General features: G+C 54.2%; 26 protein-coding genes. All 26 read right to left on the bottom strand.

The window, feature by feature from the left end; translation table 11 throughout:
• Positions 1-2: 2 nt before the first annotated feature.
• Positions 3-839 carry a VirB6/TrbL-like conjugal transfer protein, CD1112 family gene (locus AC127K_RS08715; protein WP_483720256.1) on the bottom strand — a complete coding sequence of 279 codons (837 nt, stop codon included), beginning with the start codon at positions 837-839 and terminating at the stop codon, positions 3-5.
• Between the two features lie 38 nt (positions 840-877).
• Entirely contained in the window at positions 878-1,213 is a 336-nt protein-coding gene (locus AC127K_RS08710) for a hypothetical protein (RefSeq protein ID WP_483720255.1), read from the bottom strand.
• Complete coding sequence (locus AC127K_RS08705; protein WP_483720254.1) at positions 1,194-3,035, bottom strand: VirD4-like conjugal transfer protein, CD1115 family; 1,842 nt, start codon at positions 3,033-3,035, stop codon at positions 1,194-1,196. The genes AC127K_RS08710 and AC127K_RS08705 overlap by 20 nt, the downstream gene beginning before the upstream one ends.
• A complete protein-coding gene (locus AC127K_RS08700; protein WP_483720253.1) occupies positions 3,036-3,836 on the bottom strand; it encodes a DUF4240 domain-containing protein in 801 nt (266 codons plus the stop codon).
• Entirely contained in the window at positions 3,833-4,552 is a 720-nt protein-coding gene (locus AC127K_RS08695; protein WP_483720252.1) for an adenine nucleotide alpha hydrolase family protein, read from the bottom strand. Before AC127K_RS08695 ends, AC127K_RS08700 begins: the two co-directional genes overlap by 4 nt.
• Positions 4,553-4,677: 125 nt before the next feature.
• A complete protein-coding gene (locus AC127K_RS08690) occupies positions 4,678-4,992 on the bottom strand; it encodes a hypothetical protein (protein ID WP_050005835.1) in 315 nt (104 codons plus the stop codon).
• Positions 4,993-5,093: 101 nt separating this feature from the next.
• A complete protein-coding gene (locus AC127K_RS08685) occupies positions 5,094-5,828 on the bottom strand; it encodes a PcfB family protein (protein WP_483720251.1) in 735 nt (244 codons plus the stop codon).
• Positions 5,825-6,097, bottom strand: a complete 273-nt coding sequence (locus AC127K_RS08680; protein WP_483720250.1) for a DUF4314 domain-containing protein — start codon at positions 6,095-6,097, stop codon at positions 5,825-5,827. The genes AC127K_RS08685 and AC127K_RS08680 overlap by 4 nt, the downstream gene beginning before the upstream one ends.
• On the bottom strand, positions 6,054-7,370 hold the full coding sequence (locus AC127K_RS08675) for a relaxase/mobilization nuclease domain-containing protein (RefSeq protein ID WP_483720249.1): 1,317 nt from the start codon (positions 7,368-7,370) through the stop codon (positions 6,054-6,056). The genes AC127K_RS08680 and AC127K_RS08675 overlap by 44 nt, the downstream gene beginning before the upstream one ends.
• A gap of 3 nt (positions 7,371-7,373) precedes the next feature.
• The gene (locus tag AC127K_RS08670; RefSeq protein WP_483720248.1) at positions 7,374-8,135 is read right to left on the bottom strand and encodes a hypothetical protein; all 762 of its coding nucleotides are present in this window, start codon (positions 8,133-8,135) and stop codon (positions 7,374-7,376) included.
• The gene (locus AC127K_RS08665) at positions 8,129-8,437 is read right to left on the bottom strand and encodes a plasmid mobilization protein (protein WP_483722185.1); all 309 of its coding nucleotides are present in this window, start codon (positions 8,435-8,437) and stop codon (positions 8,129-8,131) included. Before AC127K_RS08665 ends, AC127K_RS08670 begins: the two co-directional genes overlap by 7 nt.
• A gap of 2 nt (positions 8,438-8,439) precedes the next feature.
• Positions 8,440-8,853: a hypothetical protein gene (locus tag AC127K_RS08660; protein WP_483720247.1), complete on the bottom strand. Its 414-nt coding sequence runs from the start codon at positions 8,851-8,853 to the stop codon at positions 8,440-8,442.
• Between the two features lie 70 nt (positions 8,854-8,923).
• Positions 8,924-9,190 (bottom strand): hypothetical protein, encoded by a 267-nt coding sequence (locus AC127K_RS08655; protein ID WP_483720246.1) that lies wholly within the window; start codon positions 9,188-9,190, stop codon positions 8,924-8,926.
• Between the two features lie 155 nt (positions 9,191-9,345).
• The gene (locus AC127K_RS08650) at positions 9,346-9,684 is read right to left on the bottom strand and encodes a DUF7768 domain-containing protein (protein WP_204646491.1); all 339 of its coding nucleotides are present in this window, start codon (positions 9,682-9,684) and stop codon (positions 9,346-9,348) included.
• Between the two features lie 99 nt (positions 9,685-9,783).
• Positions 9,784-10,590: a DNA-methyltransferase gene (locus AC127K_RS08645; RefSeq protein WP_483720245.1), complete on the bottom strand. Its 807-nt coding sequence runs from the start codon at positions 10,588-10,590 to the stop codon at positions 9,784-9,786.
• A gap of 12 nt (positions 10,591-10,602) precedes the next feature.
• Positions 10,603-11,634 carry a hypothetical protein gene (locus tag AC127K_RS08640; RefSeq protein ID WP_483720244.1) on the bottom strand — a complete coding sequence of 344 codons (1,032 nt, stop codon included), beginning with the start codon at positions 11,632-11,634 and terminating at the stop codon, positions 10,603-10,605.
• A gap of 20 nt (positions 11,635-11,654) precedes the next feature.
• Positions 11,655-12,626, bottom strand: a complete 972-nt coding sequence (locus tag AC127K_RS08635) for a DUF3991 domain-containing protein (protein ID WP_483720243.1) — start codon at positions 12,624-12,626, stop codon at positions 11,655-11,657.
• The gene (gene metK / locus AC127K_RS08630; RefSeq protein WP_483720242.1) at positions 12,626-13,768 is read right to left on the bottom strand and encodes a methionine adenosyltransferase; all 1,143 of its coding nucleotides are present in this window, start codon (positions 13,766-13,768) and stop codon (positions 12,626-12,628) included. The genes AC127K_RS08635 and metK overlap by 1 nt, the downstream gene beginning before the upstream one ends.
• Before the next feature lie 99 nt (positions 13,769-13,867).
• Positions 13,868-14,551, bottom strand: a complete 684-nt coding sequence (locus AC127K_RS08625; RefSeq protein WP_483722184.1) for a DUF3846 domain-containing protein — start codon at positions 14,549-14,551, stop codon at positions 13,868-13,870.
• A gap of 39 nt (positions 14,552-14,590) precedes the next feature.
• Positions 14,591-15,319, bottom strand: coding sequence for a class B sortase (locus AC127K_RS08620; protein ID WP_204646480.1), 729 nt, complete (start codon positions 15,317-15,319; stop codon positions 14,591-14,593).
• On the bottom strand, positions 15,316-20,679 hold the full coding sequence (locus AC127K_RS08615; RefSeq protein WP_483720241.1) for a SpaA isopeptide-forming pilin-related protein: 5,364 nt from the start codon (positions 20,677-20,679) through the stop codon (positions 15,316-15,318). The genes AC127K_RS08620 and AC127K_RS08615 overlap by 4 nt, the downstream gene beginning before the upstream one ends.
• A 118-nt stretch (positions 20,680-20,797) precedes the next feature.
• Entirely contained in the window at positions 20,798-21,856 is a 1,059-nt protein-coding gene (dcm, locus tag AC127K_RS08610) for a DNA (cytosine-5-)-methyltransferase (RefSeq protein WP_483720240.1), read from the bottom strand.
• Positions 21,857-21,973: 117 nt separating this feature from the next.
• Positions 21,974-22,522, bottom strand: coding sequence for a translation initiation factor 2 (locus AC127K_RS08605; RefSeq protein ID WP_204646472.1), 549 nt, complete (start codon positions 22,520-22,522; stop codon positions 21,974-21,976).
• A 145-nt stretch (positions 22,523-22,667) separates the two neighbouring features.
• Positions 22,668-22,946 (bottom strand): hypothetical protein, encoded by a 279-nt coding sequence (locus AC127K_RS08600; RefSeq protein ID WP_204646464.1) that lies wholly within the window; start codon positions 22,944-22,946, stop codon positions 22,668-22,670.
• Complete coding sequence (locus AC127K_RS08595) at positions 22,943-23,866, bottom strand: ParM/StbA family protein (protein ID WP_204646462.1); 924 nt, start codon at positions 23,864-23,866, stop codon at positions 22,943-22,945. Before AC127K_RS08595 ends, AC127K_RS08600 begins: the two co-directional genes overlap by 4 nt.
• A 746-nt stretch (positions 23,867-24,612) precedes the next feature.
• Positions 24,613-26,223 carry an ABC transporter transmembrane domain-containing protein gene (locus AC127K_RS08590; RefSeq protein WP_204646460.1) on the bottom strand — a complete coding sequence of 537 codons (1,611 nt, stop codon included), beginning with the start codon at positions 26,221-26,223 and terminating at the stop codon, positions 24,613-24,615.
• Positions 26,224-26,399 lie beyond the last annotated feature (176 nt).

Below are 26,399 nucleotides of genomic sequence, written 5' to 3'. Positions count from 1 at the left end.
TGTTACAGGCCCATGATTTCCTTGACGATCCGGTCACATCCCTTCACCGCGCCAACCAGCACCAGCAGGTTGAAGGCCAGTTCTCCCACATAGGTCCAGACGGCGGTCACTACCGAGACGCTGGTATCCACAGCGGGCGGGCTGGAGGACACAGCGGAGAAGATGATGCAGGCCAAGGCGATGACTACACCCTGCAGGCAGACTCCGGCGTAGCTGCGCAGGAAGTTCTTACCCACATTAGATGTAGGTTCCCCCGCAAAGGAAGAAAGCGGAATGGGCGCAATGGCCGCATACATCCAAAGGGAAAACATCCGCCCGTAGACGGTCAGGATCATCACGAAGGACAATACGGTAATAAGCAGCCCGCCGATCAGCGTCACGGCCCAGAGCGGGATGGAGTCCCAGAAGCCCACCTCATTGATGGCATCGATCAATTCTTGCGGAAGGGTAACGGAACTCATTCCCGATACGCCGGAGCGGTTGATCACCGTGGAGACCATCCCCTGCACGATCTGGAAAATGGCCAGCATCAGGTCCAGACCATAGGTCACGGCAGCCTTGGCAAGGGCGAAACGGATAAAGAGTTTGAGGGCCTGTTCGGGGCGTTTGGCCTCCACGAAGGTGCCGCAGGTCTTGACCACACCGGCTGCGAAGAAGAGTACCAACAGCCCGTAGCCAATAGCTTGCAGCGCCCCATGGATGCCCACCATCACGGCCCATACCTGGCCATCCTTGAAGGTCTGCGGACTTTGGGTCAGCAGCTGCCAGATCTCTCCCAGCTTGTCATTCCAGGTGCTCAGGGCGGCGTTGAGGTTGCTTACGATCCAACTGTCACCCACGGTGCATCACCTCCTTCCCTGATACGCACCGGCACATCTCAGGCCCCGGTGCCGACGATCAGGTCCAGGATTTCTTTGGCAAAGGTGATGATGATGCCGCCAGCCAGCGTCAGGAAGCCCTGGCTGCGCTGGCTGGGGTCATGGCTCTGCAGCGACAGGCCTACCTGAACGATACCCCACCCCAGCAGGATCAGGCCAACGGCGCGAATCACGCTGAAAATGAAGGTGTTCAGATTGGAGATAACGGTCAGCGGGTCACCGTCGGCAAACACCGGCGTGGCGGCGCAGCAGACCAGAACCAGAGCGGCATACAGCGCGAAGGCGCGGCGGGTCAGACGTTTGGTGCGGGGCATATCAATCTTGTTGCGATGCATGGGCATCCCTCCTTGGATAAGTAAACATGGGTTTCGGTTGTTCAGCTGCCGGCAGGAAATCGTCCATGTCCAGCAGTTCGTAGTTTTCGGCATCGCCCGCCAGATCCTCGTGGGCATCCGGCGCAGCGGTGTAGTCATAGGGCGGCGCGCCGCCATCTTCGGTGAAGCGGATGTTCGGGTGCCGGAGCAGATTGTACTTCCAGTCCATGACCGGACGTTCCCCGCGCACAAACAGCAGCGCCTTGTCATTGGAAAGCAGGCGCACTTCATCGGGAGTCATCAGGTCGCGGGCCGCTTGCTGGTGGCTGGTACTGCTGCTGCCGCTGCGGCCTCGGGAAAGGCTTCGGCTGGTGGTTTCCACCGTTTCCTTGCCGATCAGCTCGGAAACGTATTTGTGAGTTCCCTGCTCGTTGCCGCCCAGGTAGAGAAACTCATCGCACAGGCCTACCAGCGATTCCCAACTATCCTTGTACATGGATTTCAGCTGGGCGATGTTCTGCACAATGATGGAACAGAAGATGCCCCGGGAGCGCATGGTGGCCAGTGCGGACAGAAAGCTGTCCTTGGGCAAAGCAATGTTGGCGAACTCGTCCATCAGACAGTGGACCGGCACAGGAAGCCGTCCCCGATGGACACGGTCTGCCTGGTAGAAAAGCGTCTGGATCAGCTGGGTGTAGACCATGCCAACCAGATAGTTCAGGGAACGGTCCGCATCCGGGATGCAGCAGAACAAGGCCACCCGTTTTTCTCCCAGCTCGTCCAGATGCAGTTCATCGGCCATGGTCAACCGGGCGATCTGAGGCAGATTGAAGGCAGCCAGTCTGACACCGACGCTCACCAGGATGGACTTGGCGGTTTTTCCGGCAGCCTGCTTGTAGATGCCATACTGCTTAACGGCAATGCTTTCCGGGTCACGCATGGCCAGACGCTCAAAGAGGATATCCAGCGGTGACTCGTAGCTCTCGTCCTCCTCCTTGACCTGGGCGCTGCCCAGCAGCTCCATAACCATAGCGAAGTTCTGTTCCTCCGGCGGAGCCTCATGCAGCAGATACAACATGAGGGCCTGGAGCAGCGCAGTCTCGGATTTTTCCCAAAACGGATCGGAGCTCTGCGCATGGGGCGGCGTGGTGTTCTGAATGAGATTGGAGATCAGCTGCAACACATCCTTGTCATCCCGCACATACCGAAAGGGGTTATAGCAGAAAGATGCATCAGGGTTAAGCAGATCGAACACCCGGACTTCATACCCAATCTGCTTGAGAAAGCCACCGGTCTTGCGCAGGATCTCTCCCTTGGGGTCGGTGATCACCATGGAGCAGCCGGTACACAAAGCACCTTTGCCCACCATAATACGCCCGGACTCCAGCACATTGGGGACCGCATAGGTACGGGTCTTGCCGGCACCTGCGCCGCCCACGATAAGCACATTGGTGTTGTGCTTGTGCTTATAGCCATCCACCCCGATGCGGAAGTTGCGCGTCATCAGCAGGTTGGGACCTTGCGTATCCCGGTAGCGACGGTTGAGTTCTTTGGCATTTCCCCAACGGGCGGAACCGTGTTCCTCCCCGGGGCGCGTGTTGCGGTGTTCACTAGATGCAACCAAGGCAATCACAGCATACATGCCGGTGAAGATCAGCAGGAAGCGCGGGGTCTGGCTGCTCCACGCAAGGGGAAACGGCTGCGCCAATATCTCATTGCAGGCGCTCAGCAGGCCGGACAGATTCATGCCGGGCTGCCAGCGCATAGCCATGGCAGCTGCGGCCCACCAGATCAGCGGAAGAGGCAGCAGCCAGATCCACCATGGGGTTGGCGTTTTCTGCAATCAGCGTTCAGCCTGTTTGTGGCGGGTGATGCCGCTTCGTTGCTGCAGCCGGCTGGCTTCCCAGTCTGTCCGCTTCTGCCACAGGGCAGGAAGGGCGTGCGGTAAAGCCGGGTCCACTTCTGCGGTATCGATGGTGAGCGTCTTGGCCAGTTCTTCAGCCAGATCCTCTTTGGGTTCGTCTTTGTGTTGAGCCGAAAAGAAATCCCTGGGGATATTGCTTCGATGCAGCCGGTACTCGATCTCGGTCTGCAGCATCTGGTGTTCCAGGTCTTGGTCAAACCCACCCACATCGTATCTTCGGATCAGTGCACGGTTCATGCAGATACGTTCCACCTGTTGCGGCAGATCCTTGCAATCCGGGTAGCGGCGGCGCAGTGCCTGACCATCGGGGGCATCCGGTCTGAACAGAGCAAGATATTTCTTGCCGGTATAGGCATACATGGCGATATATCCGCAGAGCTCCCATTCGGCTTCCCCGAAGGGCACCCGCATCCTGGCCAAACGGTCAGGGGCTGCCAGGGCAGACAAATACACGGCCCGCCCCTGCATGACCAGCCAGGCGCGGAAATCCATGAAACGGTCATCGGAAGTGCCATAGTTGATGACAGAGGCCGCCGCACACAGCTTGGGCGTGTCGGCCAGCTGCATGAAGGCTTCCTGCAGCCGGTACCAGGCAAAGAAATCTCGGTCAGGCAGCTTGGTCAGTTCCCAAAACAAGGCTTCCATCATGGAGGCTTCATTCTGCGGGTCGGCCACCTGTTGGGCCCGTTCGATCAGACTCCAAAAATCATCGGTATTCAAGAACATCCCTCCTTTTCGAATCGCTGCCGCAGGGCAGTAAAAAAGGCCCGCCCGGTGATGGGCAGGCCCTGTTCAGTTCTTTCTTCTTCCAAAGCAAAACGTGCCTCCAGTTGTCGGGCAGTGTAGTCGGCGCGGAAAGGCTGCCAGGTATGAGCATCCATTTCCAGAAGCCGCTGCCAGAGTTCCGGGCAGTGTTTACGAAGCTTCCGCAGTTCCGGCAGCGGCTGCAAAGGGCAGCACCAGCAAGAAACTCTGCGAAAGATATCGTACAACCCGCCCCAGTCGAAGCCGCGGGCGTAACAGTAGTTGAGGCAGTCTGCTTCAGTCATCCCCCATTCCACCAACGGGTAGTGCAGGCCCTTGCAGCGATGTGCTTCATCCGCCGCAATGCCCACATACTGTACCAGATGATACTGCCTGCGCAGATCCCGCAGGTGCTTGTTGATGACGTGGGTTTTCAGGCGTCCGGTACACCAGCGGCAGGAATGGGAGGGCCAGCTGAGGCCCCGGTTCGTGACCAGACGGGCGGTAGACTTGGCGGTATACTCGTAGAAGTACTGTTCTGCCGTCATCGGGGCTTTCAGACGGGTAATGGGCCGCCCGATATAGCGTTCCAGACTGGTCAGGTGATCGTACATCTGCGGAAATTCCCAACCGGTGTCACAGAACAGAATCTCATCGATGGGCCGGGCTTCCTCCAGAAGCCGAAGAAGCATTGCCGTCGAATCTTTTCCACCCGACAGCGATGCGATGGTATAGACAGGTTTCAGATTGTTGGGTTCCAACACCTCCTAAAAGAAAAATGCCAGGGAAAATTCCCTGGCAGGATACAGATGGTAATTCAGCGCGTATGACCGAAGAGATGGAAAGGCACTTTGGCCCGCAGCAGATTGGCAAGGGCCGCATCGGCGGCATCGGTGTAACCGCCACTGGCAATGCGCTGGTTGCGCAGATCATTGAGGGCATTCCTTGCCAGCAGGTATTCGGCATCCCCCAGGCGTAGACGTCCGGGGTCTGTTGCATCGATGCGCAGGATCAGCTGGCCGATTTCGGCATAGGGTTTGCCACTGGCTTTTTTCTCCCGATACTGCGCATGGAGTGCGCGGATGAGAATACTTTTATCGTTCCGGTCCATCTTCATTACACGTTCACTCATAAGGGGATGCCTCCTTTTCTTTCTGGTGGTTTCTATTACGGAAACCATACCACAGCTATCCTTGAATAGCTATCCCTCAAATGAAAACAAACGGAAAACTTTTACCCGCGGACCGGACCATCCCGGTGGATTCGGATAGGCGACCTGGGCATGGGGGAATGTTCCTTGCGGGCGGCCAGAATGGCGCGGATCTCGCCCAGTTCCAGTCGGACGCTGGGACGCTTACCCCGGGCCCGCACCTGGTCGGCGTGGAATCCGGGCCACATAGGCGGCGATTTCTCGCTGCTGTTCGAGGAATGCGTGGACGGATGGACGGGTTCCGGCTCCGCCTGGCGGCGGGCCGGAAAAGGGAAAACCGGCGGTGCTTCCTCCTTCTGAGGCTCTTTCTGCGGAGTGTCCGGTACTTCAGTGGGCATAGCCTCCATGTCCTGCGCCACCTCGTCCACCGCTTCTGCCATGCCGGTGTCCACCACATCCAACTGCAGGCGGTCAAAGATCCGATTCACCTTGGAGGCATCATCGGCCAGGATTGCGATCTCGATATGGTCGGGATCGGTTTTGTCCCGCATGGGGACAAAAAGCAGTCCGTGCATCTTTGCTTCGTGGGCGAACTCCCGCATCCGCTCTTTCTCCACCGAGAAGAACTTCAGCGGCTTGCCTTCCCGCAGCAGGCGGACCAGCCGGGTTTTGCCGTGGGTCTTTTTCTGATCCTTGAGTACCGCGGCCACAAACTTGGCAAAGGTGATTGCCGCCGATCCCGAAAGACGCAGGGCAACCTCGGTGCCCTCCAGCGAGTAGCGAACGACCTGATCCGCCGGTTCTGCGCCGTAGTTCATCTGGCTTCTCCTTTGCGCTGATGCGTTTCTTTGGCCTTCGGACGGCTGATCACCTCAAAAGAATCCGTTCCGGGCAGAAGGCTCAGAGCCCGTCCGTTGTCCCAATTCATAAGCAGCTGACCCGCATCGTCCACGGCCACCACCGTGCCGGTTGTACCGGGCGGGATGGGTTGGGGATCGTCGGGCATAGCCAGCAGCCGAACGCGGGTGCCGGGCGGATAGTGATTACGGGCGTATTGGAGCCGCTGCTTCCATTGTGTTTCGTTCATATGCGTTTCTCCTTTCCTGTTCGACACGGCGCTTCTGTTCTTCTTCCTGGCGCTGTGCCAATTCCAGTGAATGTTCTTCGATTCGTTTGCACAGTTTGATGGTCTTGCGCAGTTCCCGCAGACGTTGGGTGCACAGTGGGATTTGGTCACTTTTCGGATTGGTCTTGTACAGGCGGTTGCGTTCTGCGTTCAGTTGTCGTACCTCCGCTTCCGTTTTGACCCGGAGATCTCGCAGCTGCGCCAGAGTGCGGATATCCCGGTTCATCAGAAATTCGTACTGCTCAATTCGTTTGTCGAGCCGACGGATTTCCTCCCTCACAGCTGAGGAAGGATGCCACGGCTTGCGGCGGAAAAAGCCCATCATATACAGTTCCCGATAATAGAAAACGCGCAAGCCTTTGAGCTTGCGCGCTTTCTGGTAGGTTCCGTGTAGTCGGACATGGCGGACGTGTGGTTCGGCGGGGTAGGTTTTCTGCGAGTGGAGGATGCGCTGTTTGATGGCCTCCGGAGTATACTGCTTTCCTAAAGTTTTGAAACGTACAAACCGTTCTTTGCCCGGTGGGCGCAAGGTGGGATACTTTCTTCCCATACGGATCTCATACCCTTTGCGTTCCAACGCTCTGACAAACTGGGTCCAGGTCACACACTGGCTGATGGCTTCCTCGATATCCTGCCGGATCAGGGTTCGCCAGGTCGGCTTGCCGGCTTCTTCTGCCTGCCACTTGGCATACTGTTTTTTCCCCCTCTCCCCTTCTGGATCTTCAATCACTGATAGTCCATATTTTCTACAGAGCGCATCGGAACGAGCCCGCACCTCGGTATAGTAGGACTTGGCATTGCTGTGGTATTTCCGGCCATTGTCCAGAGCCACTGAACACCAAACAACGTGATTGTGATAGTGTCTGGTATTGAGGTGGGTGGTAACCACCGCTTGAAAACGGCCTTGCAGCAGCTGCTCGGCCAGCTCCACTCCGATCTGGTGAGCCAGATCCGGCGTGACTTCGCCCTCGGCGAAACTCTGGACAAGGTGGTATCCCTGCACACCGTCTGTTTGCTGCCAGCGCTGTACCGTATCCCGCATATCCTCGAAGGCGGTTTCGCATACACAGCTGAGTCCCGTTTCAAAACAATCCGACTCCGTTTTTTCGCGGTTGAGGGCATAGTCCACTGCGTCCTGCAAAGACTTGGGATTGCGTGTCGTCTTAGTTTTATCCCGCACATAGTCCACCGCTCGGTCCAGGCGGCGGACGGGGATAATGGATGTATAAGCCATGGCTCATCTTCCTTCCTCCCTGGCTTTCCGGGGCGTTTTCTGTTTAGGTTGCGGCGTTTCTTCCGGCAGACACGGATGGCTGATGTTGCGGTAGTCCATGTCGAAGAAGATTTCTCTCAGCTTTCCCACAAAATGGTTTTCCTCGGCGATCTTTTCGGGTGTTCCACGGCTCTCAATATAATCTTCGGGATCACCATACAAGCGAGTCACCATCTCGTCCTTTTGGGGATCATAGGATATAAAGCGCAGCGCAAAGCACAGTGACGACATTTCCATGCCCACAAAGGATGCAAAGTGCTGCTGACGGTTTTCCTGTTCTGTTTTCGGTGGATTGATTTCCGCTGTCGGCTGCAGTTGCAGATTGGTTGTACAGACATTGGTCCAGAACTCTATCGGCAAATCGGACGGCAGATGCAGCTTGCCATGTTCCGGAATATAGGCCATGTAATATCTCTCAGCATTCGGTTCTTTGCTGACCAGAATACCGTCTTTCCCGGTTTCGCTCACCACAAGCACACAGTTCCATGCCTGGTTTTCCATGTCGAATCCCATGCATTGGCGCAAGGCTTTGAGTGCATACGGAGGATTGCGAAAATCATCATGCACAAAGAAATGGTAATCCGTTTCGTTGAGTACCAGTGCTCTCTTTACAAAGAACTTCTGCGGAGGAAAAAATGGCGGCTGAGATGTCGCCATCTTCTTAAGCTCATCACCATTATGCGCGCCATACATAAAATTGGCGGTTTCCTGATATTCCTTCACCATTTGCTCTTCACCTCCTTCCAGATTTCTTGTGAGATCTGAATCATCTTGTCTACGCTCTCCTGACCGGCCACACCGGTACTGTTTGCCCGGTGGGCCAACTGATTGGCATTGTTACAGAGTCCGGACACTTTTCGCAGTAGGTCTGCGTGATGGGTGCAGGGGCACGAGTGAATGGTCTTGCCCATAACCAGCGCCCGCAGAAACTTTTCACGGGACATCCCGCTTTGTTCTGCTTGCCGATTCAAATGCTGCAGTTCCTTTTCGGTCAGCCGCAGCGGAATCACATGGCGACGCTTTCGCATGATCAACGAACAGACATCACCTGCTCGTTTTTTCCCGCCGAACACATACAGGGTTCCAATGTCACCTGCTTCTTCGGCACATCCACGAGATCGAGAAGTGCCTTGTCCGGCAGATAGGCACCGAACATCTGCCCGGCCACCCTGGTCAGGAGGATTGCTTCTTTTTCAGATGCGGTGGTGACCAGAGAACAATGGAAAGCCCCGTACACCGTATCGTACCCATCCTTTGGGATGTCAGTTTCGAAGGCGTACCGCTGTCCCAGGGCACTGCAGAACTGCCGGTAGTTTTTGGGCGAGAGCTCCAGCACCTCTTCCGTAATGAAGGGGTACGGTACGCCCTCCGCTGCTTCTTCTTTCAGCCGTTCCAAGTCGGTCACCAGTGGGTAAAATTGTGCTCGCATCTCAAATCCACTCATGGTTTTCACCTGTTCCTTTTCCAAGATAATCAATATATGGCGTTGCTGATTCCGTTCATGCAAAGCACCGTTAACAGGCCAACTCCCGGAGTAGCCTTCTCACGGGGGCCTCTTCGACTACGTCGCCAGTTTCAAGATACAGTATGCTGGATTTGGGGACATACTTGTACCCACTAAACGGGTCACCAATCGAAAACACATTGGTCGGTTCAGCTTTTCTGATTCGAGTGACAATACTTTTGTCGTTGGGCGTCTCATAATCCTCACAATAACGGATGATGGTTCCGTCCAGTAGGTGGATGAGATACTCCTGCAGCATTACGTTGTCGTTTTCCATTTGTACACCTCCGGTGTTCTTTCTGTATTTTAACGGCGCTGCGCTTGCAGGCCGTCGGGGGTTTGGGGTACGCCCCAAGGACCTGCGTTTGGATATCCAAACGCTATGCTAGCAAAACCGTCTGCCAGCAGGTGAGAGGTCGTTCCCCTCCCCTTTCAGTCGGTGAGAAGTTCTCCCTTTTCGGCGGCCTGCAAAACGCCATCCAACGTGGTGAGGACCTTGCTGTATTTCTTGGCAAGGCCCACTTCCGCGTTGGTAGTCGCATCCGAATGCTTGCCGCAAACCACCAACACTGTGCAGCGGAGCAGTTTGTCCCGCACAATTTCGTTGAAAGCATGGCGTTCATCAGGGTTTTCCAGCACAATGAACTGCCCGTCCTGCAAACGAGGACAGACCGGCACATACCCGCACTGAAAAATCGTGCGGCAATAGCCGCGCAAAGTCTTGGAATTGGTGTCATTGGTGGCACACACATAGGCCCAGGGACGTTTCATATCAGTTCTCCTTCCAAAAATGAGGCGGAGTGAATCATGCTATGATTCACTCCGCTGTCGGTTTATGTTACGTTCAGAAAAAGTGAATCATAGCATGATTCACTTTTGGGATTCGAGCGCCTGCTTCACACGCTGGGTACCAAGCTGGAAGTAGGTGGCGGAGAGCTCGACGCCTACCGCTTCATAGCCTTCCTGGACCGCAGCCAGAATGGTGGTACCAGAACCGGCAAACGGGTCGAGGATTCGACCTCCCGGTTCACAGATCTGCACCACGTCCCGCATGAGTTGCAGGGGCTTTTCGGTCACATGAATGCGGTTGGCGGGGTTGGCCTGACGGAATACCCCCGGCAAACAACCCACATTGCGCTCCAGCGGCATCTTGCCGTTGGAACCCCAAACGATAAACTCGGCCTGCTGGCGGAACCGCCCCCGCTGCGGGCGGCTGGACGGCTTATCCCACACTGCGATTCCGCGCCAGATCCACCCGGCCCACTGCAGGGCATCGGTCATGGAGGGCAGCTGCCGCCAGTCGATGAACAGACAGATGGGCGCGCCGGGCTTGCAGGCAGCGCGCACCATCTGAAGCCATTCGCAAGTCCACCGGGTCCAGCTGCGTTGATCCATCTGGTCGCTGTCGAAATCCGGCAGAGCCTTGCCGCCACGCAGGCTGCTGTACTTCTCGGTGGTCGAGCGGTTCTTGGCTGTCTGGTTGGCACCGCCGCTGGCATAGGGCGGATCGGTAATAACGGCATCAAAGACGGCTCTGGTCATGTGCGGAACAATGTGCATGACATCGCCATGCAGGATCGTCCAGTTGTTGCCGCTGACCCGTTCCGGTGCGGGCAGAGAAAAATCGTTGGAAGAAAACAACGTGTTTTGCTGGAGGGTATTCGTCAAAGGCATCATCCTTTCTGTAACTCAGCGTTCAGGTGCTTTCGGCGGCTTGACCTGCTCAATGCTGTACAGCCGCACATGGGTCCCGTTGATGGCCAGGACACTGTTGGTCGGGTTATCCACTGTGTTTCCCGGCAGGATAAAGGCATCCGCGCCCAGGTAAACCGCACCGGCCACAGTTCCCATCACGGTGGCGTGGCCTTCTACCATAGGAATGCACTCCGTACTCGGGTTTTTGCGGACAACAGCGTGCCCACATACCAATGCGCATTCCTGCACCGTACCACCGGTCACAACTGCATAATCACGGACGCGGGCCTGCCCGCCGACTTCCGCAGTCCCTGCGACCAGTGCCGTTCCACTGACCCGTGCCTGGCCGGTCAAAAATGCGTTGCCTGAAACGAATGCTTTCTCACAGCAGACCGCATCCCCATAAATCCAGGCATCGTCGTTTTCCTGGGACAGATTTTCCTCGCTCTGGACATAGCCGCCCAGGGTGCCGGGGCCAACGGTTTCGCTCACCCGCTGCAGGGCGCGGATACGGTGCAGGCTGGGATCTTTGGGATGCGCGATGTCGGTGATCTCGTACTTCTTCGAAGGCGTGACTTCTTCCACCGTGAAGTCGAAGTCGTGGTCCTGCCAGAAATGCACATACAGCAGGCCATCTTCGGTTTCGATTTCACGCTGTTCGAAGCCCTCGCCCCAGCCGTCTGAATACTGTCCGGCCAGGTAGTCCATGAGCTTGTCCCAGCCGGGTTCCGAAAGATCCTCATCCGCCCGCACCGTGGTACAGCCATAAAGCCGCCCGTTCCAGACCTCCACCGAGGGGACCAGACTTCGAACGTGCTGCTTTACGTAATCGCTCTCATAGAAGTATTTCATGAGATCTTCGGTACCGTTGTCGGTGTAGGCCTTGACTGCCTTTTCAATTTCCTCCGCATAAAGCAGCAGTTCTTCGCCGTTGTATTCGTCGGCGGAATCCTCGTATTCATACTCTCCGGCCTGGTACAGTTCACCAGTCAGCGGAGAGTACATTTTGAAAATGCGTTCACTCAATCGCATCACCTCCGTTATGGTCATCGCGCCAACTCGGTGCGATGTCTGGTACAGGCACATCTTGCCTGTTTGATTTGTTTGGCGAGGTCGGCATAGTCGCCGCCCTCGATCTGCGGCAGGCACAGGGACACTTTGTACTTGCCGCCGAGATTGCGAGCGATGGCCAGCGCCGCATGGCGGCCCGGCTCATCATTGTCCATGCACAGCTGTATGGTGTCCACATCCGGGTGCTGCCGCAGGAACTCTACCAACGCCACCGGCGTCTTGGTCTCCACATTTTCTTCCTTCGGCGCATAGATGCCGCCCAGCGAGAGGCGGTATTTGTCTGCGGTATTATCCGAGAGAGTCATCTCAGCCATGGCATCAATAGCCGCCTCAAATACTGCCACTGTGGTGGAAGGATGCAGCGGCGGAATGCAGAAGCCATACCGCTTGTCGCTGCCCGGCGTTTCGGCTTTAAATGGACGGCCATGGCTGTAGGTCCCCCGAAGGGCTGCATACCGGGCCGTGCCGTTTTCATCCTTGCCGATAAACACACAGTTGTGATACGGAAGGCTTTCGTACACGAGGCCACGGTCCACACAGTAACTGAGCACCACTGGGGAGATGCCTCGCCCGCAAAGGTACGCCACAACCCGGGCGTTGTTGCGGGCAGCAGGCGGAAGAGAGAACTCCGGGCGCTTCTGCTCCACCTCCTCATGGGCGACAGGGATGTACCCAGGTACCTCATCGCACAGCATCCGCACGGCTTCCACAAAGCCACACTGTTCCACATGGACGAGATAGTCCAGGGCAGACTTGCCTCCGATTCCACGGCTTTTCCAGTGCCAAATGCTGGACTCTCCGTTGATCTTGAAGCTATCATGGCTGCGAAGTTCAAACTCGCCGTGGGCGCTGCTCTTGACCAGATCTGCGGAACGATACCGCCGCAAGAATTCAATGGCCGTCATCTTTTTGGCGGCGGCGATCTGTTCCTTACTGACACCAGGCATCAGGAAAGGGCCCTCATCAGCAGGCTACTCTTATCCACCTGCTCCCAGGGAAAATCCTCACGTCCGAAATGCCCGCCGACGGCAGTACGGGCATAGATCGGCTGCTGCAGATTGAGGGTCTCGATCATGCCCGCAGGGGTCAGATCGAACACATGGCGTACTGCCGCTGCCAGATATTCGTCATCGCAGCGAAAACACGTTTGGAAGGTGTCCACCGTCACTGCCATGGGCTTGGCCATGCCGATGGCATAGGTCAGGGCCACACGGCACCGGTCCGCAATATTGGCGGCCACAATGTTTTTCGCAATGTACCGGGCCATGTACGCAGCGCTCCGATCAATCTTGGTGGGGTCTTTGCCGGACAACGCCCCGCCGCCCTGGCTCACAAAAGGCCCGTAAGCATCCACCATAAGCTTGCGCCCCGTCAGGCCGGTGTCAGCTTCCGGGCCACCCACCACGAAGCTTCCGCTGGGGTTGAGGATGACTTCCATCCGATCATCGGTGGGCATCCCTTTGAGGGCGGGCAGAATGATCTGAGCAAAGATGTCGGCCTGGATATCCTCGATATGTACCCCTGCTTCATGCTGGACCGACAGCAGGATCTGATCTACCCGCAGCGGTTTGTCATCTTCATACTCCACAATCACCATGGCTTTGCCGTCGGAGCCGATGCCATGCACCGCGTCGGTCATGCGGGCCAGGGTCAGCAAACTGGTAAGACGATGGGCGATGATCACGGGCATGGGCATCAGTTCGGGCGTTTCGTTGCAGGCGTATCCGATGACGACACCCTGGTCCCCTGCCCCGATGGCCTCATCATCTTCAGGGCTGTCTGCGGGCACCTCAACAGCTCCGGCAATATCCGGACTCTGCGGATGCAGATAGCAGTCGATCTGAAAGCTCTTGGGGTCGTACCCAACGCTGTGCAGCACGTCCCGGGCAATGTTGAACACGTCGGGGTTTGCTTCGGTGGTAATCTCACCGGCCACAATGATGTGACCACGGGTGGCCATGACCTCACAGGCGACGCGGCTGGCGGGATCTCCGGTCAGACACGCGTCCAGGACGTTGTCTGCAATGAGATCGCAGAGCTTGTCGGGGTGGCCTTCGGTGACAGATTCAGCAGAATAAAAAGTGCGCATAGATTTCTCCTTTGTATGTTGATTGGTGTTTATGGCAAAACAAAAAGGCGCACAGCCGGGAGGGCTGCGCGCCTGGTTAAAAACATATTGGGTCATGGCTTATCTCTCTTTGTTATCCCGGTTTTTTCGGGGCCGGATAATGCGTCCTTGTTCATCAATGTCAGGGAAGCGGAGCGCCAGCATATCCCATCCAACAGTCAGACCATACAGCATGGCCGTTTGTTGCTGTTTGGTAACACCCATTGCGGCGTTGAGGCGCTCCGCATACGTCTTGGCATCGATGCCTTCCGGGGGAGCATCGATCTCCCAATATCCATCTTTCCCGTACTGGACGAGCATCACATGGTCGAATCCTTCAACCGCACAGAAGCTCAATTCCGGCAGGTTGTGCCGGATTGCAAAATCCTGCTTGATGGATTCCGGGGTATTCGGAAGATCAGGGTTGGTATACGGCACCTGCATCAGACCGCCGCGATACGGAACAAACAGCTGCGGTTTGAAAAACATGGCTTTGTACCGCTCCACCTGCTCATCGGTCAGACTGCAGAAATCATCTTCAGTGAGCCCAACCACAAAGAAGGTCCCGGCGATCACGTCATAGTCATCCAGCGTTCGGTTAAGGGGCAGCCCTTCCAGCTTGCCTTCATCATTGCAGACTATGCAAGCGTTGTCCTGCCAGGGATACACACATTCTATGAGTCCCCCGACCACCGCCTGTTCCGCTTTCAGACTCTTTTCGATTTCCGCTTCCCGGGGATACTGCCCCGGCTCAACGATCAGCACTTTCAACCATCTATCACATCCTTTCTCCGTTCAGGCAATTCATTTCTCTACAGCGACAACGACTGTCCGAGCTCCATCCCAGTTGTAGGCACAAGTCACCAGCGTCAGCAGGCGTTTCGCTGCTTGCGGTTCATACCCTGTTCCTTCCAGCATCGTGGCGGCAAAAGCGAGGTAATCCTGTTCATCTGCAAACGCTGTCCGGTTAAAAGGGATTCTCGACAGGTCGGTTGTCAAAACTGATGCGATCTGGTATTCCAGTACTCCATCCTCCGTTTCCAAGAGAATCGTCGAATGCTGCTCACGGAACTTCTGGTCGGCCAGTTTTTCCAGCACACCAAACATGGTCCCATCATTCATGTTGTGACCGAAGATCACGACATTCTTGCTTTTGGGGGTACAGTCATACTGGAAGAACAGACTTCCAGCCATTCTCCACCGTCCATCATAATTCCGCCGAAGGTAATATTCAGGATCATCTGCACTGCTTTGCACTACAGGATAGTCCACACAGGTTCCGGGAATGGTAAGCCATGCATGAACATCCGGATAGCGAGAACGCAAGGATGCAAAATCCAATTGGTGCTTTTCCCCGCCATCCTGTTCACTCTCTGCAGATTCAGCCTGCGGCGCAGTGACAATGTATTGGGCTTTCAGATCCTCTGCATCTTTCTGCGTCAGAAACGGCTGGATTACCAGAAACCAGAGCAATCCTATGCTGCAGATGAAAAGGATTCCAAGCAGGAGCCCCTTTACAAAGCGGTGCATCATTTTTCTTTACTCTGGCTGTCTTGTCCTCCAGTGTGTTTCTTCTTCCGAGTCAGTCCCAAGCCCATGGCTGCCGCCACCCCTGTTCCGAACAGGACAGCCGGAAGCCACGGAATATCTCCGGTCTGAGGAAGGCTGGTGACAGGCGTCGGCGTCGGTGCGGGAGTACTGACAGGCTGTTCCGGAGTAGGAGTCGGATTATCCGGTGTGGGAGGAGTCTCAGGGCTGGGGGCATCGCGCATAATGACCATGCCGTCTTCCATCAATGTCCAATGATCGAAAATCAGCCAATCTTTACCGGTGCAGACATAGACATCCGCCGCATTGAGCAGATCGCCGTTTTCATCCTTGCTCTGTACCAACTTGAAACGGATACTTTCAGCCACTTCATACCCGTTGGGCGCAGCTGTTTCGACCAGCGTGTAGATCTTATCAAACTGCAATCCACGGATTTCGGTGGGCTTGTCGCCGCTGACCCACTGGCGCACAACAGTACCGTCCTCGTCCTGGATGGTAAGTGTTGCCCCGGGCAACTCCTCATCTCCAGTCAGCTTCTGTTTGCTGATGAAGAAGGAAGTGGCGTCGTTCTTGAAGGTCTGCTCAAGTTTTACCACGGGCATGCTGCTGCCTGCATAGATGAAGGCCAGCTCCTGGTCGGGTGCGTCGAGGTAGTATCCTTCCGGTGCGCGCAGCTCACGAAGCAGATAGCGTCCACTGTTTGCGGTGGTGTTTTCGGGGATCTGTACGTTGCTCATGCCATAGTAGAACCCCCGCAGCGGCAGATCACAGGTGAACGTGGTGCGCCCTTCGGAGTCGGTAGGAGCCGAGGTTGCGATCAGATCCCCTGCATGGAACAGCAGCTCGCCAGAGCCATTGTAGATATCATCCACCGTATACAGGTTGTAGACAGCACCGGCAACCAGCGCATCCGTTTTGACGTCCCGCTTGCAGACGGTGAGCTCCGTTTTGGCCCTCTCGTTGTAGAACTTGAGGACCTGCGCCTCTACCTGTTCGGAGGTAGCCTCATCCGCGTTGACAACCTCAAAGGTATCCGTGGATGCATTGCCTTCCTCATCGGTAGAGGTAATGCTCTGAGCCATGACTACGTCATTGGTCTGCTTGTCCCAAACGAAGGTCACATCATAACTCTGTTTGGTGCCAACATAACCATACGGCGCATTGGTTTCCTCAATGTGGTAACTGCCAAGAGGTAGCGTCACTGTCACTTCGCCTACGGTTCCATCGTGGACAATCGAAAGGAAATCATAGGTGGAATTGGTGCGGCCAGGTGCGAATGTAACGATATCGCTGGTACCGTCACCCGTCTGTACAACAGCAACGACATCGCCTTTGGCATACCAAAGGGTCCGGTTGCCATCGGCGTCGACCTGATGATCCCCCGTGAAAATGTCCTCATTGGCTGTGATGGTGTACTCGGCACACGGAATGGGCCGATCCTCGTAAACGAAGTGGCCGGGCCACGCCTCTCCGCTATACTGCGGGTCAACCTGGTCGCTGCTTTCTTCTTCCCAGCCGGTCAGGACTTCACCCGTTTTACGGATTGTCAGCCGGCCCAAGGTCTCATGGTTGATGTACTCCTGGGTAAGGATATACTCATCCATGTCGTTGACAGCATTGCCAACCACTTCCCACGCCGAGTCGGAAGAGATCTCAAACTCCACCGAATACTGCTCATCGTTGAAGAAGCCGTTGGGGCCTTCCAGCTCCACGACCTCATATCGGCCCAGGGGCAGTTTTTCGGGGGTTTTCATGCGGCCCTCGCTGTCGGTATAGAACACGTTGGTTTTCTCGGTCGGATCACCGCTGCTGGGATCAACCATGGACAGGCGCTCTTTGGTTCCATCCTCATGCAGCATATAGATGGCGAAAGAGGTGTTGGCCAGCTTGACTGCCTTGCCGGTCTCGGCATCCACCTTGATCAGTTTCAGATAACCTTCCATCTCCTCATCGAGGATGTTATAAGTCAGGTAGCTGTTGCTGGGCTCGGTCACACTTCCGTTGGGCTGGCACATGACGCTCTGCGGAGTAGTGCTGTCCACCGTAAAGCCAAAGGGATCACATTGGAACACGTCTTTCGGGATGGTGGACTCCACGACAAGATACTGCCCATAGGGAAGGCCAGTCACTCGGAACACACCTTCCTCGTTGGTAAAGATCTCATCGAGACGGTACTCATTGGTCGTGCCGGTGGGAATCCAGCCGAGACCGCTCCCGTTGGCATTGTCGCCTGCTTCTGTCAGGGTAGCATTGTAGGCATACACCAGATCGGTGTCGCTTTCGAACATCCGAGTGATGGCCTGAGTTTCGCTGGAAAAATCATACTTCAGAGTTTCGGAGTCGTAATTGTCCTTGCGGTAGGCGTCCAGCACGCTCTGGATGTTGTAGCTACCGTCCGGGTTGCGGGTAAACTGATCTGCCTTGCTCAGATCGGGGATGCGGTAAATGGTGAAGCCTGCACCTTCCAGCTTGGGAGCGGGGCTGCCCGGGCCGGTGGTGCTCACCAGCTTGCGCAGCTCGAAACCGCCCTTCAGCACGGCATCCAGGCTGTGCTCATTCTCACGGATCACATACCCGGACTCATCACCATAGGACAGAGTCTGATAGTGGTTGACCTCATCGCAGAGGTACCCCTCAGCGTAGCTCAGGTAGTAGCCATCATACGTTTTGCTGCCGTCCAGCGCACGGCCCTCTGCCACGGCGGAGTACAGATTTTTGTAGACGTAGTCGGTATACTCACCATCGGACTGCTCCAGGGGTGCATACTGGCCGGTCGGCTCCAGCTTGCGGTTCAGTTCCGGATACTGTCCGGTGATGTAGAACTTGCTGTTGGTATCCACCGGCAGGACAATACCGGTAGCGCGTTCAACCAGATAATACCGACCAAGATAAAGGTTTCCGAACACCAACTTTCCATCCTTGATCTCGGCGCTGGCCACCAGATGGTCTTTGGCAAGAATGGGAAGATAACTCTCATCCCAGCCACTATTGGTACGCACAGTGGTATGCCAGATAGGCTTGCCACTACTGTCCACAATCTTGCTGTAATCAACCACCCCGGTCACGCCATCGGGATGGAGAATATCCTCAGCCGCGTAAAGGTCGTACACGGCCCCTTCGATGCTGACTTCTCCGTGGGGTGCGGTACCGGATACTGCAGAGCTGCTGGTGCTGCGGGGTGCATTCTGTCGCAGCTGATCCAGATCTGATTTCGTCAGAATAATCTCGCCCAAGACGCGATCATTCTGGAAGTTGCCATCCTTCGGAGTCATCGTGTAGCTGTCCTCGTTGTTTGCGAGGCCGGTGCTGTCGGTCTTATAGACACGGGTGGCATCCTTCTTTTCATCGCTGATCGTCACAGTGGTTTCCACACCGCCGGAGGTCAGCAATTTTGTGCCGCCAGTGTATTCGAAGGCGATGTCGGCATTGTAATCTGCATTGTCCAACCAGATCACACTGCCGTCATTGTCCTGCGTGATGACAATGGAATACGCACGCTTACCCAAGGGGGTGCCTGCAGTACCGGGATGTTTCGCATCAGTCCAATCGCCATAATATCCGGAGGGCGCACGAGTTTCCACGATAAGGAATCGTCCTTCATTGCGCTGCGTGTAATACATTGTCCGGCTTTTGATTGGGTCACCGGAAGCATACGCTGATCCGTTTGCCACAGAGTAGGTTCCATCCTCATTGCGAATAACCGTGTACTGATTGTACCCACCATACGGGATATACTTCTGTGTCACGGTGTCCCATTCATAGACCTCGTAAGCGGCGTCGGCAGCAATCTGTTGGCCAGTTTCGCTGTCCACCTTTTTCAAGTTGATCTGAAGTGACCACTCATCGTTCTTCATAATGTAGTCGTTGGAACTGTCAGCAGGCACGGTGATGGTCTGGTGGCTGCCAAGACTGCCATTGAATTCCTCGAAACCATACGGGATTTCCACTTCATCGTAGGAGAAACGAATCGACGCCAGCTCAGCACGGGCGGCTGCAATAGCTGCATCCACCATGCCTTGCGCCTCGTTCTGCAGCTGCGAGACTGCTGCGTTCTTGGCTTCTTCTGCCGCTGCATCTGCTTCATCCTGGCTGCCGAAGGGCCCAACCTGGCCGCTGAGTGTACTAGTGCTGGTCTTGCTGACATCATAATGCACCGACCAGGTTACCGTGCCATCGCCACCGTTGTTCTGATAGCTGTCATCGTTTGTGTGACCGGAAGTGGTAATAGTCTGCGCCCCAGCAGGACTCATCTGCCAGCTGCCGCCGTCAACACTGCCGCTTGTCTTTGTCGGGGTAATGGTAATTTTGGCACCGTCCACTTTCTCACCCGTATCCAGACCGACTTTGTCCGTATTCACGGTGAACTTCATATCAAAGCTGCCGCCGGCAGACTGAGAGGGGGCTTCCCAGCTGGCATAGTATTCTTCCGGCTGTTCCGGTTCTTCAGGTTCTCCCGGTTCTGTCGGCAGATCCGGCGGGGCATACCGCGTCACTACATTTTGCCAGCCCGGTTCCGAAGCCGCATAGACATACGCACTGCCGGAATCGCTTGCCTCTCCCCGATGTGCCCAGACGTATCTCTGTACATCCAGTTTGCTGGTGCAGCCGGCTGCCGCTGCTTTGTCCAGCAGGTCTGTTGTACCGTAATAGGTCCAGTACACGCTCGATGTGGGACGGCCACTCAATCCTTCGTCCATACAGTAGCTTTCGTTTTCACCTTCAAAGGTAATCAGCCACTCACCGCCCACTTTGGACACATCGGTAATGTGGTACTGCGTGGTGGATCTCGCCTGGGCAGCCCGGAACAGTGTCGGGGCCGCCTTCCTCGCAATGTCTGCGGCCCGGGTCACACGGTTGCCGGACTGATCCTCGTAGATAGCCGTTACCGTAAAGTCAGCACCTGACGTCACATACAGCATCCAGGCGGACTGGCTTTCCTGCTGGAACGTGCGCTTCCATTCCTGTCCAGACAGTTCCTGACCGCGGGGATCACAAAATTGGGCCGACTTATCCAACTTGACTGTCACGCTGCTGCCCTGAGCAGGTCCATCCACCTGCAGCAGAAGTGGAACGATCTTACCGGCTGCAATCTCAGCATGATCGGTTTCCGTGTTGAACAGGCTCTCATCGATATTGCCGTTTTCAGGGCCGGAGTAGTCCGAGTCCAGAACGGTCAGGCTCAGTCTTGCGGATTCAGCGGTTTCGGGTGTGGCGGCCTGTTCTTCGGTCAGCACTGTTTCCTTATCCGGCTGTTCTGCCATAGCAAAGCTCACACCGCTTCCCGTAACGAAAAGCAGCAGTGCCAATACTGTGCAGACCAGGCGAATCCATTTTTTATGGTTCATATCCAACCTCCCAGTTTATGGAAAACAAAAAGCCCCCTTGCATTTTCTGCAAGAGGGCTTTCCTCAAAATTGGTGTTTCGATTACCTGTAGTTTCTCTGATACCATTCTCTCCTTTCATTATCTCTGTGCAATCTGGCTTTCCAATTCGATCATCCGCCGCCCGATGGCTTCCACCACATTGACCGTCACGCCATTTCCGGCTTGTTTGTAGACCTGGTTGTCGCTTTGAATAGCCAGCACCTTGTCGATGCGGTCATCCGTCCAGCCCTGCAGACGCAGGCACTCCCGTGGTGTCAGGCGGCGGATGCGGCCATTGTACAGAACGCCGGAGGCCTCCCTCTTGTGATTGTGAATCCCTCCAGTCTGTTTTGCCGTCAGGCATCTGGCAATCTCGGTGATTTCCGGCTCACGGTTCATGTCGATAAAGCATGGTGTCCCTTGTGTTGATCCAGTGGTGAGGGTGTGGGCAATTTTGCGGCCTTTCCAGATTTCCTCCTTGACGGGCACACCAATGGTACGACCTCCGAAGCTACCCGCTTGTGCAGCCAGGATACGGCTTACTTCGTTGAGGGAATAGATTCGTTCTTCCTGGGTACCTGGTCGAACTTGTGCAAGAGCATTTCCTGCTGCTGTGGTGAAAGGAAGTATTTTTCCTCTACATCGAGCATCAAGATATCCGACAAGGTACACCCTGCGGCGGGACTGGGGAACGCCGAAATCTTTGCTGTTAAGCACCTGCCATTCCACACCATACCCCAGTCTGTCCAGCGTATGGAGGATCGTCGCAAACGTCCGTCCGCCGTCATGAGAAAGCAGGCCGGGTACGTTTTCAAACAGCAGATAGCGAGGCTTCCGGGCTTCAGCCAGTCGGGCCAGTTCGAAGAAGAGAGTCCCGCGGGGATCTCCAAACCCTCGTCGATTGCCGGCAAGGCTGAAAGCCTGGCAAGGAAATCCTCCGCAGAGCAGTTCGAAGTCAGGCATTGTTTCGGGATCTGCTTTTCGGGCATCGGCAATGGACCACTCTCCCTCCGTGTCAAACAGGGCACAGTAGCTGCGGTCAGCGTATTTGTCGATCTCGCAGTGTCCCATGCAAATGAAATTGCCGGCCCTGGTCAGCCCCTCCCGGAAGCCGCCCATGCCAGCGAACATATCGATATAGTGAATGGTCTTTCGCATCCGCTCCTTTCTGATCGATGGTGTTGTTATTCAGGGCACAAGCAAAGGCATTCCCCCTTTCATAGAGATATGAAAAATGCCCCGCAGGCTGTTGACCTGCGGGGCTGGCTGTTATGGTTATTCTTCTGTGTAGGCATCACCGCTTTCGCCGTATTCCGATTCGCCATCCGTGGCTTCATCGGAATCGTCCTCGGTGTAAGTCCCCTCGCCGGTGTCACTGTCCTCATCAGGGTCGTTGTTCTCCTGATCAAGGCCCGGTTCCTCTTCATCGTCCGACTCTGCCGGATCTTCCGCAGGTTCATCGCCCACGGTGTCGTGTATCTCCGCGCTGGGGTCCTGCTCCTGCGCGGCTGCAGCCTCGGCTTCCTCGTTAACAGCATCGAGTTCGGCCTCGATAAGCTGGATCATGAAGTCTTTCTGGCTCAGCTTCCGTCCGTAGGTTTCCTCATAGTGCTTGAGGTAGTCTTTGATACGCTGGTAGAGTTCTTCGGATACCTGGAATGCGATGGTTCTGGTTGCCATATCGTTTTCTCCTTTCTTGTCTTTCGTAAAGTATTTCGTGACCACCATCTCGATGAACTGGCCTGTGGTGATGCCCTTTTCTTCCAGTTCCTGCCGGATCTGTGCGTGCAGATCATCCGGAAGTGTTACCGTTAATTTGCTCATGCTATGGCTCCTTTCTTGTGCTTTTCCTCTTGGGCTAAGCAAAGCATACTGCAAACGCAAGCAGAAAGCTATTCACTAAAACCAACGATAATACATCGAATACGGTGTCCAAAACACATCATAAGCAACAATGGAGATTGAGCGGTCAGTCGCAGAGGGACGCCAAAAAATCCAGCGTTTGTTTGGGTACCTCTTTCTCCGCAGTAGGTTTTGCAGGCTCCTGGATCACAACTCCATGCGCAAGTTCTTCCCGGATCACTTCCCGCAGCATCTGCTTGAATGCTTCCCGCTGTTCTTCAGCTAGGATCGCCCTGACTAGAAAATCCTTGCGTTGATTTGCTGGCATCTGCTGAAGATAAGCCCACGCTTTTCGGTGATCCGGGATGCTCAGCTGCGGCCTGAAAACGTATTGCGGACGCTTCACCCCTCGCTCACCGTGCCTTGAACGCGGCCCAAGGCGCGCTCGAAACCGATGGCGTTCACCCGGTCATCCAGCAGCGGAATCACGCGGCACAGGCCGTCTTTGGGGCTGACGTGGCGGTTCACAATGCAGGCCCCACCGCCCAGCATGACCAGCGGCATAGCGTGTAGGTCAAAGCCCGCTTCCATGACCGCGGAGAACAATCGCTCGGTATACAGCCGGCCCTGTTTGTTCACGATGCTGCGCACCTCGTCCGACAGGCTGCAGGGCTGGCCTGCCAGGATTTGCTCGATCTGAGCATCGGTAAGCGAAAGTCCGGTTTCCTGACGGACGCGCTCCCGGATCTCATCGATGCAGCGGATCATCCCCAGTTCCAGGCTGTGTGCCGTTTCCGCTACCGGCAGGGCATTGTCGATCCGCATCAGGTCCACCGTCCAGCCGCCGATGTCCATGAGCAGCAGCGACGGTTCATCGGTCAGCAGGTCCGGCTCGGCCATCAGGGCCGCAAAACCCTGGGGAAACAACTGCACATCCGAGATGGTGATGCTGTATTCCACGCCCTCGTAACGGAACTGAACCGGCTGGGAAGGACGAAGCAGATAGCTGCGAAACTTCGGCTTGTCCCGGCCATAGCTGGTCAGCGGCAGGCCCGCCGCGATCCGCACCGTACACTCGGTGGGTGCGCCCCGGCTGCGGATTTCCTGTGCCAATGCTGCCAGTGTCAGCAGGTAGTAGTTGTCGTTGATGGTTTTGTCGCGCTGGATCGGCTGCCGTCCGGTTCCGCAAACAAAAAAACACCCGCCGAACTCAAGGAGTCCCTGGCGGGTGTAAGGTTCGTGGCTACCATAGGCTGTAAGACCGGCTGGGAAAGAACAATGCCGCGTCTTGATGGCGTAATAGCCGTGATCGATGCCAATGTTCATGTTTTTTGCCTCACTTTCGTTTTTCGTTGAGATTTGCGGATCTATGTAAACAGCTGGTAGATAACTTTTCTTCCCAGCCGGTAAATTTATACTAGGGGGAGAGGTGTGGAGAGGGGGGAAAAACAAAAAGCCGCTCAGTTCCGGCATTGCCAGAAACCGAGCGGCTAAAAATGGGCGCACTTGTCCCATGTAGTTTTCTGTTTATGAAAATGTTTAAACTGCGGTTAGTAGCGGTTCTCCATAACTAATTGTAAATCCTGATGATCTTTCAAAAAATCAGCCATCCATAAAAATGATGCGTGATTTCACCATTGTTTTCCCAATGTAAAACAGCCGCTTTCTCCCATCTAAGAGTAGAAAAGCGGCTGTTATTGCGCTGTTTGCTTAAACAACAAACCAGCGTAATAGCTGTGGTGCGGACTAAGAGTCTAGGCCGACATCTAGTTTGATTATGCTTTTGGATTTTAGAATAGCCATTTCAGCCAGCATCTGTGTGGCGTAGGAGAAGCATTCGGCGTTGGTGAGGGAGTCGGGCTAGGTGTTGCCGTAGGTTGTGGTGTTTTGGTAGGGCTTCCCATGACAATACCACAACGGCCATGGCAAACAATCCAGCAGTGTCCTCCATCAGAAGGCTCGGGTGTTGCAGATGGTAATATAAGGTATTCCATACATCAAACCTCCTTCATACAAGAATTAGGAAATTTATTAATCAAAAAGAACCGGCTGTCCGCAGTCGTCCACAACTGTCACGAAAAATGTACTACTGTATCGCATTGTTGAATCACTGATAAATCATGTGAGACTAAAATGATAATCTTATTTTCTTTGCTCTTATCGATTAATTCCATTAAAGCTTTGCCGCTTTTTGTGTCCAGAGACGATGTGGGTTCATCTAAAATAATGATTGGTGTATCCCGCAGAAAAGCTCGAATAATAGATATTTTTTGCTGTTCTCCATTTGATAGTCCTTGAATAGGAACGTCCCTGGCTAATAAACTTTTGGGCAAGTCAAAAATATCTACCAGCTTCTCAACGCGCTGATACTGTGCCAAAGTAGGATTTTTCAAGAGCAGATTATCCCAAAGTGTACCGGCAAAAGTGTAAGGAGCTTGTGCTACCACAGAGATCAAATTTTTACGTAGATAACCGGTATCCAAATCTTGAAGGTCATAGTCATCATACCAAATACATCCTTTAGGATATTTCTCATTATATAAGCCCAACAATAGACCGATCAATGTGCTTTTTCCAGCACCGTTGTGCCCAACAAGGCATGATGTCTTTCCCTTTGAAAAAGTGCAACAAATATCTTGAAAAACCTCCTGATCTGTTTCGCTATACCGAAATGTCAGGTGTTGTACCTTGATTGTTTGACATTCGTTGATTTTGATTGCTCCAGTCTTTTCCTCTGGAACGTATTGTATATCTAGTAAACGCTTGAGCGAAACAGACGCGCTTTCATACTCTTTGCCGAAGCTCAAAAAGTAACGTAAGCAAGACATTACAATAGAAAAATAGGAAGAGAACATTACAAAGAGACCAATAGAGAATCGGCCAGAAAGAATGCTATAACCACCCAATAGAAAAAGTGCGATTTGTAAAGCAAAGCCAATTACACTATCTAGGCTTCCAAACACCATTAAAAATTTTTGACTATTTATTGTTGCTTTGTAGAGCTCCTGATAGGGTGTGTCTAACCGCTCCCGAAAGAAATTCTCGGCACTATTCTCTTTCAGAAAACGGATATTTGCCAATTGCTCGTACATTCGCCCGAAAAAATGGCTTTGTGCCTCTTTACAGGTGTAGTCATAAAGGAATAACATTTTTTTGGTCGTTAGGAAGAGAAAAATGTAAAGAACTGAGAAGGCAAGTAATACGCTAGCTACTAATGAATTTAGTATGACACAGACGGATATCACAATTGGAAGTATAAACAAATTTGCTATAAAATTCTGCAGCACTCCAAGTGTAAACATGATCAAAACATTTACATCTGTGTTAATTTGCTGATTAAGATGGGCGAGATCTTTCCCTTCGCTATATGATATTGGGGCCTGTTGGACATGGAATACTAGATTTGTATTGAAAAGATAGACCGACGACATTTGTAAATTAACATATAGGAGATTGATAATATAATTTAATAGTAACCCCAATAACGAGAATACAAGAAAGGCTAAACAATATTTCAAAACAAAGTCCAGTGTTTGATTTCGATTTAGTCCGTCAATAAAGCTACCGATTAGGTATGGCATCAGTAACCCAAAAAGTTGAGAAATCATCGCAAGCCCCGTGAAAATAATGAGCTTGCCATAATTGTTTTGAAAGTATTTTTTACATACGCGTAATATTGTCATTATCTATTGTCACTCCCTTAGAATAGAGGAGCGATCCACGCTGACATCATCCTATTTGGAAGTAACGGATGTCAGTTGGACAATCGATTATTAATCTATAAAAATAATGCCTGCCGTCTACATGGAATATGGGCCGTTCAATCCAAGTAGAAGGAAAAAATATATTGCTCCGCTTT

The sequence above is a fragment of the Subdoligranulum sp. DSM 23681 genome, assembly GCF_057005535.1.
Note: the sequence above shows the minus strand (reverse complement) of the source record. Positions and strands in the feature narration are given on the sequence as shown.